Genomic DNA, 11,480 nt, shown 5'->3' with positions numbered 1-11,480 from the left:
CTGCTGCTAAGCTTATCCACAATTGCTGGGACAGAAATCAGCAATCCGTCCTGGGTCAATTTTCAATCGGCAGGGTGGGTCAGTTTTCAATCAGCGCCAACATTGAATGTTCTTCGACTTACCTTGATGACTGGCACAAGCCATCGGATCAACATCACTCGTAACGATTATTTTTGCGCTCCCATACGCCTCTTAACCTTGTAACAGTCGTTGATATCGAGAGCCTTCTGGTAATAGTCCGAGCGCAGAGCACGGTTACTGTCCCCTAATAACCAGTAAATTTCTGCCTGATAGTCAAGGCTGCTACCCCACTGCATAGCCAGCCCCACAGGCTCTTCGCGCCTGCATTCAAGTTTCACAGCAGGCTGTGGAAAATATTTTTCATATTGGGGCATTCGGGCTTCTATCGCTTGTAATGACTCCTGATACTTGGTCTTATCAGTGAGCGTCAGACACCATGATGCGATCTGAAGTGCTGGAGGAGCGAAACCCTGAGCCAGGCTTTGTTCAAATAAAGGACACGCCTTCTCTTTTATCACGTCGCTTTCATACAACATCGTATAGATCAGCCCGAGACGATACTGGGCTACGGGATGGCCGAATGTCACTGCCTGCTCAAGCAAAGCGATTGCCGGTTTAAGCGATGCAGCACCCTCGTCGACAAGATCCAGCGAGTGTTTTTTCTCCTGCTCACTTGCAGTTGCAGGAATAGCCGTCACTGCCTCAAGCTTGCTATTAGCCTGTTGTAAATAGGGGACTGCCTGCTGATAAAAGCTTTCTCCGCGCGAATCTATTTGAGACGGACTGGCGAAGCAAAACTGCGGCAAAAAGCCCAGTACAAGTCTATAACTCCAGCGTCGAGTAACCATATATCAGCCTCCCTGCATCACATTATTTGAGTGTGGCGCAGGATACTGATAATTTTTCGTAGGCTCTACTGTCGCTGCTTTTTATTACTTCGTCTGACGGTGAGGCCCAATAGAATGGCTTTATCGCTCCTGCCGCTACAAAGCGGCCGAGACATTGGGAGTGCCGGGGTATTGTTGAGCGAAAAACACGCTTCAGGCATCCTGCAAAATCAAATCAGCCCCCTTCTCCGCCACCATCAGCACCGCCGCATGGGTGTTGCCGCTGGTGACGTTCGGAAAGACCGAAGCATCGACGATCCGCAGCCCTTCCAGCCCGTGGACTTTGAGGTGTTTGTCGACCACTGATGCCTGCGGGTCTGTGCCCATCGCGCAGGAGCCGCACAGGTGGTAGATCGAGCCGCAGTTCTCGCGAAAATACTGCAACATCTGCTCATCGGTTTCGACCACTGGCCCCGGCTGCATTTCAGCAACGGTGATGCGCTTGAGCGCGGGGGCCTGCATGATTTTGCGCATCAGGCGGCTGCCTTGAATCACTTCGTCGATGTCTTTTTGCGTGCTCAGGTAATTGGGGTCGATCAACGCTGCTTCGCGCGGGTTGTTCGAGGCAATCTCGATGCGCCCTCGGCTGGTGGGGCGGCACGGGTTGAAGCACAGCAGAAAGCCTGAGTACGGTTCAGGCTTGAGGCTGGCCTTGTTGTTTTTCGGGATCTGGTACGACAACGGGTTGAAGTACAGTTGCAGGTTCGGATGGGGCTGGGCGTCGGTGCCACGGAAGAAACCGCCTGCCTGGTTGACGCTCATGGCCAACGCGCCTTTGCGGGTCAACAGGTATTCAAGACCGAGCTTGAACTGCCCCAACAGCGAGCCGAGCTGGTCATTCAGGGTCGGGATGCTGGCCTTGTAGTAGCGGCCAAGTACCGGTTCTACGGGCGAGCCTACCCGTATCAATACACCAACAATGTCGGTGACGTTCAGTTCGCCGAGGCCGCATGGATTGGTTGCGCATTCCACACCATCCGGCCGCCCAGCCCGCCAACATCCGGCCACCTATTCCACGCTCATCCGGCCAGGCAGTCGGAGCGCAGCGACGCAGGTTTGCATTGTTAGTCTGAAGCACCTGCCGACGTCAATTTCGTTGCGCGCCTGCGCATCGATTCACCCTTCAGTTCTATCCGATAAGCGTTATGCACCAGCCGGTCGAGGATCGCATCGCCCAAGGTCGGGTCGCCGATCAGCGCATGCCATTTGTCCATCGGCATCTGGGCGGTGAGCCGCACTTCGAGTTGGTGCTTCACCAACTGGTATGGCACCGAGTAAAAGTGGCCATCGACCTCAACGTGATAGTCGATATGGACGCGTAAAGGCCGCGCGCGACCGCAGCATATCGCGTAAAGCAGCTGTCATTGAGTTCGGACTGAGCAACACTCGTAAGCTTCGGAGCCTCTAAACCTAGACTTGACTGTAGATATAAAGACTTCTCGATGGTTCGCTAACTTCACCGGATCAGGATCCAGTGCATGGGCCATCAAGTTTCGTATACGGTTGATTCGATCTGCAAGCGGCCACAGCTCACTCAACCAACCCAGCTTGAGCTCCACTGGATACAGCGCCCGCGACAAGTCTACGACCTGGGCAAAAGTGAGTCTGGATTCTGCGAGGTATCGAGGCTGCGGGACCATCTCAAAACAGAAAGAGCGGAGCATTTCTTCGAGGAACAAATGGCTTTTAAGGACAAGGGAAACGTCGTCCATATCTGCGCCGAAGTGTTTCTCAAATTTGCCTTCATGGACTGTGCTGAAATCAAGATTCATACCCCACCCCAACTCGAACTAGCCAAATGGTTTTGCGCCAGTTTTGCGCGTGTTTTGCGCAGGCCGTAAATTAAAAAGGGGGATCAGCACCGTAAGTGACTGATCCCCTTAACAAAATATGGTCGGGACGGAGTGATTCGAACACTCGACCCCTAGCACCCCATGCTAGTGCGCTACCGGACTGCGCTACGCCCCGACTAGGCGTGTATCTGTTTTGCAACCTGCGAAAACGTTGAGAAATATACCCTAAGCATTTGAATTATGGAAGTATCTTGCTCGATTAAGCCTTGAGCATGACCAGGACGTCTTCCAGTTCGGCGATCATCTCCCGAATCATCTGCTTGTACTGCTGGGTATCGTCCTTCGGTTCGCCGGCGGTGAGACGCAAGCGGGCTCCGCCGATGGTGAAGCCCTGATCGTAGAGCAAACCGCGGATCTGGCGGATCATCAGCACGTCTAGGCGCTGATAATACCGGCGGTTTCCGCGTCGCTTGACGGGGTTGAGCTGAGGAAATTCCTGTTCCCAATAACGCAGAACGTGCGGTTTTACCGCGCAGAGCTCACTGACCTCACCGATGGTGAAGTAGCGTTTGCCAGGGATCGGCGGTAGCTCGTCGTTATGACTTGGTTCCAGCATATGCCTCAACTCGGGCTTTCAACTTCTGCCCTGGACGAAAGGTGACCACACGGCGCGCCGTGATCGGGATCTCTTCACCGGTCTTGGGATTTCTCCCAGGCCGTTGGCACTTGTCTCGCAGGTCGAAATTGCCGAAACCTGACAACTTCACCTGCTCGTTATCTTCCAGAGCGTGCCTGATTTCTTCAAAAAACAGTTCGACCAATTCCTTGGCTTCCCGTTTATTCAGGCCCAGCTCTTCGTACAGACGTTCGGCCATCTCAGCTTTCGTCAGAGCCCCCATACGCTACTTCCTTAACGTGGCGTTTAACCTCTCCTCCAGCGAGGTGAGGATAGCAAGTGTCGTTGCGTTTACCTCATCGTCATTAAGAGTGCGCGATGGATGCTGCCAGGTCAAGCCGACTGCAAGGCTTTTTCTATGTGGATCAATGCCTTTACCCTGGTAAACATCAAATAACCTGAGGTCTGTGAGCCACTCGCCTGCATTTTCACGAATTACGTCCAGAACGGCACTGGCGGAAACGTCGCGATCAGCCAGCAGCGCCAGGTCGCGGCGCACCTCAGGGAAGCGCGACAACTCGTGGAATTTGGGCAAACGGCCTGTGGCAACTTCGGCCAGCACCAGCTCGAAAACAAACACCGGACGATCCAGACCCAGGTTTTTTGACAACTCCGGATGGATGGCACCCAAGAAGCCGACTTCACGACCGTCGCGCAAAATGCGCGCAGTCTGGCCAGGGTGCAAAGCCGGGTGCTGACCCGGCGTGAAGGTGAATTCACCCAGCGCACCGGCAAAACCCAGAACCGCTTCGACATCGGCTTTGACGTCGAAGAAATCGACCGCATCGCGACCTTGTGCCCAGCCTTCCGGCAGTCGGCTGCCACATACCACACCGGCCAGCATCGGCTCTTGCTTCAAGCCGTCAAGCTGACCGACGAAGCGCAGGCCGCTTTCGAACATGCGGACGCGGTCTTGCTGGCGGTTGAGGTTGTGCTGCAGCGCTTTGACCAGACCCGGCCACAACGAGGCGCGCATGGCGGCCATGTCGTTGGAGATCGGGTTGGCCAGCAACAGTGGCTTGACGCCCGGCGAAAACAGCTCGAACCACTTGGGGTCGATGAAGCTGTAGGTAATCGCTTCCTGATAACCACGCGCAACCAGCAGACGACGCAGCTCGGGCAGATCGCCTTTGGCTTCGGCGTTGGCTTGCGGGGCCAAACGGGCTTGCGGGTAACGAACCGGCAGGCGGTTGTAGCCGTAAAGACGTGCCAGTTCCTCGATCAGATCGACTTCAAGGCTGATATCGAAACGATGACTTGGCACGTCTACACGCCACTGGCCGTCAGCTTCGGCAGACACTGTCAGGCCAAGACCGGTCAGCAGACGCTCTATCTCGGCGTTCTCGATGACCAGACCGAGCATTTGCTCGACACGGCTGGCACGCAGCGTGACCGGCGCAATCGACGGCAGGTGCTGTTCGCTGACCACTTCGATCACAGGACCGGCTTCGCCCCCGGTGATTTCCAGCAGCAGGCCAGTGGCCCGCTCCATCGCTTCACGGGCCAGTTGCCAGTCAACACCACGTTCATAGCGGTGCGAGGCATCGGTGTGCAGGCCGTAGGAACGCGCCTTGCCCGCCACCGAAATGGTGTCGAAGAACGCGCTTTCAAGGAAGATGTCGCGAGTACCGGCCGTTACGCCGCTGTGCTCGCCGCCCATCACGCCGGCGATGGCAAGTGCGCGCTGGTGGTCGGCGATGACCAGAGTGTCGGCACGCAGGCTGACTTCCTGGCCGTCGAGCAGAACGAGCTTCTCGCCCTCCTCGGCCATGCGTACGCGAATCCCGCCGTTGATTTCAGCCAGATCGAACGCGTGCAGAGGCTGACCCAGCTCGAGCATTACGTAGTTGGTGATGTCGACAGCGGCATCGATGCTGCGCACATCGGAACGACGCAGACGCTCAACCATCCACAGCGGGGTCGGACGCGACAGGTCGACATTGCGGATCACGCGGCCGAGGTAGCGCGGGCAGGCAACTGGCGCCAGCACTTCAACCGGACGCACTTCATCATGTACAGCGCTGACAGCAGCGATTTGCGGGCGGGTGACGTCGGCGGCGTACAGCGCGCCGACTTCACGTGCCAGACCGGCCACCGACAGGCAGTCGCCACGGTTCGGGGTCAGGTCGACCTCGATGCTGGCGTCATCCAGGCCCAGGTAGACACGAATGTCCTGACCGACCGGCGCATCAGCCGCCAGCTCCATCAGGCCATCATTGCCTTCACCGGTCTGCAATTCGGCAGCGGAACACAGCATGCCGTTGGACTCGACGCCGCGCAGCTTGGCCTTCTTGATCTTGAAGTCGCCCGGCAGCTCGGCACCGATCATGGCGAACGGAATTTTCAGGCCCGGGCGCACGTTTGGCGCACCGCAGACGACCTGAAAGGTTTCGCTGCCATTGCTGACCTGGCACACACGTAACTTGTCGGCATCAGGGTGTTGCTCGGTGCTCAGCACCTCGCCCACCACGACACCGGTGAAAATGCCGGCGGCCAGCGTCACGCTGTCAACCTCAAGACCGGCCATCGACAGACGAGCAACCAGCTCGTCGCGGGAAACCTGCGGGCTTACCCAGCCGCGCAGCCATTGTTCACTGAATTTCATCCTGCTCTCCTGAAAGGTTCGTTACGACTTAGCGAAATTGCGCGAGGAACCGCAAATCGTTGTCGAAGAACAGGCGCAAATCATTGACGCCGTAACGCAGCATGGCCAGACGCTCTACGCCCATGCCGAACGCGAAGCCCTGAAACTCTTCTGGGTCGATGCCGGACATGCGCAGCACGTTCGGGTGAACCATGCCGCAACCCATGACTTCCAGCCAGCCGGTCTGTTTGCAGACGCGGCAGCCTTTGCCACTGCACATCACGCATTCCATATCCACTTCCGCCGACGGCTCGGTGAACGGGAAATACGAAGGACGGAAGCGCACAGCCAGCTCTTTCTCGAAGAACACCCGCAGGAACTCTTCGATGGTGCCTTTCAGGTCGGCAAAATTGATGTCGCGATCGACCAGCAGACCTTCGATCTGGTGGAACATCGGCGAGTGGGTGATATCGGAGTCGCTGCGGTACACACGGCCTGGGCAGACGATGCGGATCGGCGGCTGCTGCGATTCCATGGTGCGGACCTGTACCGGCGAGGTATGGGTGCGCAACAGCATGTTCGCGTTGAAATAGAAGGTGTCATGCATCGACCGGGCCGGGTGATGGCCAGGGATGTTGAGCGCCTCGAAATTGTGGTAGTCGTCTTCGACTTCCGGGCCTTCGGCAATGCCGTAGCCGATGTGCGTGAAGAATTGTTCGATACGTTCCAGAGTGCGGGTGATCGGGTGCAGACCACCGGAGGTCTGGCCACGGCCAGGCAGGGTCACGTCGATGCATTCGGCGGCGAGTTTGGCACTCAGTTCTGCCTGCTCGAACGACGCCTTGCGTGCATTGAGGACCTCTGTGACACGCTCCTTGGCAACGTTGATCAGCGCGCCGACGTGCGGACGCTCTTCAGCCGGCAGGTTCCCCAGGGTCTTCATCACCTGAGTCAACTCGCCTTTCTTGCCGAGGTAGTGAACCCGGATTTGCTCCAGGGCATTGATATCTTCGGCGCTTTGCACAGCCTCAAGAGCTTGAGAGACCAGCGCGTCCAGGTTTTCCATGTACAGACTCCAGATACAAAATAGGGGAAGAGCTGAAGGCTCTTCCCCTATTTATGACGTTTAACACCGGCCCCGGAAACCGGGGCCAGTGATTGTCGGGGACTTAGGCCAAAGTGGCTTTAGCTTTCTCGACAATCGCAGCAAACGCCGCTTTTTCGTTCACTGCCAGATCAGCCAGAACCTTACGGTCGATCTCGATGGACGCTTTTTTCAGGCCAGCAATGAAACGGCTGTAGGACAGACCGTTAACACGAGCACCAGCGTTGATACGAGCGATCCACAGAGCGCGGAACTGACGTTTTTTCTGACGACGGTCACGGTAGGCGTACTGGCCTGCCTTGATTACCGCTTGCTTGGCAACACGGAATACGCGTGAACGCGCGCCGTAGTAGCCTTTTGCAAGTTTCAGAATTTTTTTGTGACGCTTACGGGCAATGACGCCACGCTTTACACGAGCCATGAGTTACTTCCTCTATATCTTGATCAAAATTAACGAAGGCGCAGCATGCGCTCGACTTTTGCCACGTCAGACGGATGCAGCAAGCTGCTACCGCGCAGTTGACGCTTACGCTTTGTCGACATTTTGGTCAGGATGTGGCTCTTGAAAGCGTGTTTGTGCTTGATGCCGTTAGCAGTTTTCAAAAACCGCTTAGCTGCACCACTTTTAGTCTTCATCTTTGGCATGTTCGGATACTCCGCATTCAGTTGATAAATATAACCGCAAGGCCTGCCGTGCCCTGGTGGTTATTTCTTCTTTTTCGGGGCGATGACCATGATCAGCTGGCGTCCTTCCATCTTAGGATGCTGTTCGACGGAACCGTATTCAAGAAGGTCACCTTCAACCCGCTTCAACAATTCCATACCCAGCTCCTGGTGGGCCATCTCACGACCGCGGAATCTCAACGATACCTTGGCCCTGTCCCCGTCACTCAGGAAACGTACCAGGTTGCGTAGTTTTACCTGGTAATCCCCTTCCTCCGTCCCTGGACGAAACTTGATTTCTTTAACCTGGATCTGCTTCTGGTTTTTCTTCGCTGCAGCAACCTGTTTCTTCTTTTCGAAGATCGATTTGCCGTAGTCCATCACACGGCAGACCGGAGGTACTGCGTCGGCAGAAATCTCTACCAGATCCAGCTTGGCCTCTTCGGCTATACGAAGCGCTTCATCAATCGAGACGATGCCAATCTGCTCGCCGTCAGCGCCAATTAAACGAACCTCGCGGGCCGAGATATTCTCATTGATCGGGGCCTTGGGTGCAGCTCGTTTATCTTGTCTCATTTCACGCTTAATAATAATTACTCCGTATCTTGGCGACCACGCCGGGAAACCGCTTGTGCGAGGAATTCAGCGAACTGGGCGACCGGCATCGAGCCAAGGTCAGCGCCTTCACGTGTACGCACAGCGACAGTTTGCATTTCAACCTCTCTATCTCCAATCACGAGGAGATAAGGAACCTTGAGCAAAGTATGCTCGCGGATTTTAAAGCCGATCTTTTCATTTCTCAAGTCGGACTTGGCACGAAACCCGCTTTCAGCCAGAGTTTTTTCCACTTCAAGGGCAAAATCGGCCTGTTTGTCAGTGATATTCATGATCACTGCCTGGGTTGGCGCCAGCCAGGCTGGAAACGCGCCTTCGTAATGCTCGATCAGAATTCCGATGAAACGCTCGAACGACCCAAGAATTGCGCGGTGCAACATGACCGGATTCTTGCGACTGTTGTCTTCCGAAACGTACTCGGCGCTCAAACGGATAGGCAGGTTGAAGTCCAGTTGCAAGGTGCCACATTGCCATACCCGGCCGAGACAATCCTTGAGGGAAAACTCGATTTTGGGGCCGTAGAACGCGCCTTCGCCCGGCTGCAGGTCGTAAGGCAGGCCTGCGCTGTCGAGTGCGGAAGCCAGCGCCGATTCGGCACGATCCCAAAGCTCGTCGGAGCCTACACGCTTTTCAGGGCGAGTGGACAATTTCAGTTCGATATCCTTGAAACCGAAATCGGCGTAGACATCCAGCGTCAGTTTGATGAACGCGGCGGATTCGGCCTGCATCTGGTCTTCGGTGCAGAAGATGTGCGCGTCGTCCTGAGTGAAACCACGTACGCGCATGATGCCGTGCAAGGCACCCGACGGCTCGTTGCGGTGGCAGGCACCGAACTCGGCCAGACGCAGCGGCAGCTCGCGGTAGCTTTTCAGGCCCTGATTGAACACCTGCACGTGGCACGGGCAGTTCATCGGCTTGATGGCGTAGTCGCGGCTTTCGGACTGGGTGGTGAACATGTTGTCGGCGTAGTTGGCCCAGTGCCCGGATTTTTCCCAGAGCGAGCGATCGACCACTTGCGGGGTCTTGATCTCAAGGTAGCCATTTTCGCGCTGCACTTTGCGCATGTACTGCTCAAGCACCTGATACAGGGCCCAGCCCTGCGGGTGCCAGAACACCATGCCCGGCGCTTCTTCCTGGGTGTGGAACAGGCCGAGGCGCTTGCCGATCTTGCGATGGTCGCGCTTCTCGGCTTCTTCGATCCGCTGAATGTAAGCGGCCAGTTGCTTCTTGTCTGCCCAGGCGGTGCCGTAAACGCGCTGCAATTGCTCGTTCTTGGCATCGCCGCGCCAGTAGGCACCCGACAGTTTGGTCAGTTTGAAGGACTTCAAAAAGCGGGTGTTCGGCACGTGCGGGCCGCAGCACATGTCGACGTATTCTTCGTGGTAATACAGGCCCATGGCCTGCTCATCCGGCATGCCTTCTACAAGACGCAGCTTGTAGTCTTCGTGACGGGCGGTGAACACCTTTATCACTTCGGCGCGCGGGGTGACTTTCTTGATGACGTCGTAATCTTTTTCGATCAGCTGCTGCATGCGCTGCTCGATCGCCGCCAGGTCATCAGGCGTGAACGGGCGCTCGTAGGCGATATCGTAATAGAAGCCGTCGTCGATCACCGGACCGATGACCATCTTTGCAGTCGGGTACAACTGCTTTACCGCGTGCCCTACCAGGTGAGCGCAGGAGTGACGGATGATCTCCAGCCCTTCTGCGTCCTTGGGGGTAATGATCTGCAGGCTTGCATCGTTTTCGATCAGGTCGCAGGCGTCGACCAGTTTGCCGTCGACTTTACCGGCAACGGTGGCCTTGGCCAGACCGGCGCCGATTGAGAGTGCGACATCGGCTACAGAAACCGCATGATCGAATGAACGTTGACTGCCGTCGGGAAGAGTAATAGTTGGCATGGCGCCTCCTCTCCTAGTGGTGACCCCTACCAAAGGTCACGTGGGTTGGGATGAGCCAGTACGTGATCCGGTGGTGTGCCTGCCTCACAGTGGCAGGAGCCTTGGGGCCAACCTTGAACCGGACCAGATGACTGGAATGTACGAAAAACCTGCTTGCGCTGCACTAAAGGCTACCGGCCAAAAACCGCTAACCAAGGCGCACTTGAAAATAACAGGACGCGCATCCTAACACAGTGCTGCCGGCGCAGGATGTACATCGACGCAAAAGAAGCGGAAATAGCACGCCACCTGAACTGACAAGCCCTGCAGGCGTCAGAACCCATCGAGACCCTGTACGTTTTTTCCAGCCAATAGGAGAACACCATGAAGTTTTCGAATCTGACCAGCCTCCTCGCCTGCGCTGCCGCCCTGATACCGCTGGGCGCCCAGGCCGCCATGGACGGCGCCACACGCGCCACGTTCACTCAGGAATGCGTTGCAGCGGCCAAACAACAGAAGCTGGATGACAAGACTGCCAAGGCGCACTGTGAGTGCGGCGCAAAACAGGTAGACAGTCATTTCACCGACAAGGAAATAGCCTCGCTAGGCGCAACCGACGTCGCACCACCCGCCGCATTGACCGCAAAACTGCAGAAACTGGTCGCAGAAAACTGCACCGCAGCAAAATAATCATTTTTTTCTGCCAGGGTAAAACAAGCGATTCAAACGCTTGTAACAGTAAGCTCCGGCGTGGCTCAAGTCGGCTGAAAGCCAATGAAATCATGGCTTTCAGCGTTGCCGGTGCCGGTCGGTCGAAACCCGGCTAAAGGGGTCACTCGGGCGTTTTTAGTGCATGAAGCGCTGCCTATACGAGACCTTTACGCAAAGTACTGACCTTAGTAGCTGTTTTTTTGCGCATTTCGACTATGATACCCCGGTGTGCCCAGTTGGCCTGAGCAGCACGTTATTGAAAATTATGTTTCTGGAGATACACCATGTCTAATCGCCAAACCGGCACCGTAAAATGGTTCAACGATGAAAAAGGCTTCGGCTTTGTCACTCCACAAGGTGGCGGTGACGACCTGTTCGTACACTTCAAAGCGATCGAAAGCGACGGTTTCAAAAGCCTGAAAGAAGGCCAGACCGTTTCTTTTGTTGCTGCTAAAGGCCAGAAAGGCATGCAAGCAGAACAAGTTCGCGTTGACTGATTCATTCGGCGCAAAAAAACCCCGTCACTGACGCAATGCTGTTCACTT

12 protein-coding genes, 1 tRNA gene and 3 pseudogenes are annotated in these 11,480 nt (G+C 56.0%); 3 read left to right on the top strand and 13 right to left on the bottom strand.

Annotated features, from left to right (window positions below):
• Positions 1-167: 167 nt before the first annotated feature.
• The 4 genes and pseudogenes from DW49_RS0106705 to DW49_RS1000000134170 form a co-directional block, all read right to left on the bottom strand.
• The gene (locus DW49_RS0106705) at positions 168-869 is read right to left on the bottom strand and encodes a hypothetical protein (protein ID WP_024421038.1); all 702 of its coding nucleotides are present in this window, start codon (positions 867-869) and stop codon (positions 168-170) included.
• Positions 870-1,061: 192 nt separating this feature from the next.
• A pseudogene (locus DW49_RS0106700) lies at positions 1,062-1,775 on the bottom strand (GMC family oxidoreductase); the annotation flags it as partial.
• A gap of 197 nt (positions 1,776-1,972) precedes the next feature.
• Positions 1,973-2,140 (bottom strand): annotated as a pseudogene (locus DW49_RS0106695) (ATP-binding protein); the annotation flags it as partial.
• Positions 2,129-2,227, bottom strand: a pseudogene (locus DW49_RS1000000134170) (Mu transposase domain-containing protein); the annotation flags it as partial. The pseudogenes DW49_RS1000000134170 and DW49_RS0106695, both read right to left, overlap by 12 nt.
• 159 nt (positions 2,228-2,386) lie before the next feature.
• Between DW49_RS1000000134170 and DW49_RS0106690 the strand changes: the two are divergent.
• On the top strand, positions 2,387-2,749 hold the full coding sequence (locus DW49_RS0106690; protein WP_024419795.1) for a hypothetical protein: 363 nt from the start codon (positions 2,387-2,389) through the stop codon (positions 2,747-2,749).
• A gap of 50 nt (positions 2,750-2,799) precedes the next feature.
• On the opposite strand, the gene DW49_RS0106685 is transcribed toward DW49_RS0106690, so the two are convergent.
• The 9 genes from DW49_RS0106685 to thrS form a co-directional block, all read right to left on the bottom strand.
• Positions 2,800-2,876, bottom strand: a tRNA-Pro gene (locus tag DW49_RS0106685).
• Positions 2,877-2,960: 84 nt separating this feature from the next.
• A complete protein-coding gene (locus DW49_RS0106680) occupies positions 2,961-3,317 on the bottom strand; it encodes a MerR family transcriptional regulator (RefSeq protein ID WP_003382396.1) in 357 nt (118 codons plus the stop codon).
• The gene (gene ihfA, locus DW49_RS0106675) at positions 3,298-3,600 is read right to left on the bottom strand and encodes an integration host factor subunit alpha (RefSeq protein WP_005618300.1); all 303 of its coding nucleotides are present in this window, start codon (positions 3,598-3,600) and stop codon (positions 3,298-3,300) included. The genes DW49_RS0106680 and ihfA overlap by 20 nt, the downstream gene beginning before the upstream one ends.
• 3 nt (positions 3,601-3,603) lie before the next feature.
• The gene (gene pheT / locus DW49_RS0106670; protein WP_024421140.1) at positions 3,604-5,982 is read right to left on the bottom strand and encodes a phenylalanine--tRNA ligase subunit beta; all 2,379 of its coding nucleotides are present in this window, start codon (positions 5,980-5,982) and stop codon (positions 3,604-3,606) included.
• Positions 5,983-6,010: 28 nt separating this feature from the next.
• Positions 6,011-7,027, bottom strand: coding sequence for a phenylalanine--tRNA ligase subunit alpha (pheS, locus tag DW49_RS0106665; protein WP_005618304.1), 1,017 nt, complete (start codon positions 7,025-7,027; stop codon positions 6,011-6,013).
• A 103-nt stretch (positions 7,028-7,130) separates the two neighbouring features.
• On the bottom strand, positions 7,131-7,487 hold the full coding sequence (rplT, locus tag DW49_RS0106660) for a 50S ribosomal protein L20 (RefSeq protein WP_002553161.1): 357 nt from the start codon (positions 7,485-7,487) through the stop codon (positions 7,131-7,133).
• Positions 7,488-7,516: 29 nt separating this feature from the next.
• A complete protein-coding gene (gene rpmI / locus DW49_RS0106655; protein WP_002553160.1) occupies positions 7,517-7,711 on the bottom strand; it encodes a 50S ribosomal protein L35 in 195 nt (64 codons plus the stop codon).
• A 60-nt stretch (positions 7,712-7,771) separates the two neighbouring features.
• A complete protein-coding gene (gene infC, locus DW49_RS0106650) occupies positions 7,772-8,323 on the bottom strand; it encodes a translation initiation factor IF-3 (protein ID WP_170846037.1) in 552 nt (183 codons plus the stop codon).
• Positions 8,323-10,245: a threonine--tRNA ligase gene (gene thrS / locus DW49_RS0106645; RefSeq protein WP_005618349.1), complete on the bottom strand. Its 1,923-nt coding sequence runs from the start codon at positions 10,243-10,245 to the stop codon at positions 8,323-8,325. The genes infC and thrS overlap by 1 nt, the downstream gene beginning before the upstream one ends.
• Positions 10,246-10,608: 363 nt before the next feature.
• On the opposite strand from thrS, the gene DW49_RS0106640 reads away from it, so the two are divergent.
• Positions 10,609-10,914, top strand: coding sequence for a hypothetical protein (locus DW49_RS0106640; protein ID WP_005618351.1), 306 nt, complete (start codon positions 10,609-10,611; stop codon positions 10,912-10,914).
• A 305-nt stretch (positions 10,915-11,219) separates the two neighbouring features.
• Entirely contained in the window at positions 11,220-11,432 is a 213-nt protein-coding gene (locus DW49_RS0106635) for a cold-shock protein (RefSeq protein ID WP_024419797.1), read from the top strand.
• Positions 11,433-11,480: the final 48 nt, after the last annotated feature.

The sequence above is a fragment of the Pseudomonas avellanae BPIC 631 genome, assembly GCF_000444135.1.
In the GTDB taxonomy this organism is placed as follows: Bacteria; Pseudomonadota; Gammaproteobacteria; order Pseudomonadales; family Pseudomonadaceae; genus Aquipseudomonas; species Aquipseudomonas avellanae.
The sequence above is the reverse complement of the archived record's forward strand: the minus strand, read 5'-3'. Positions and strand labels throughout refer to the sequence as shown.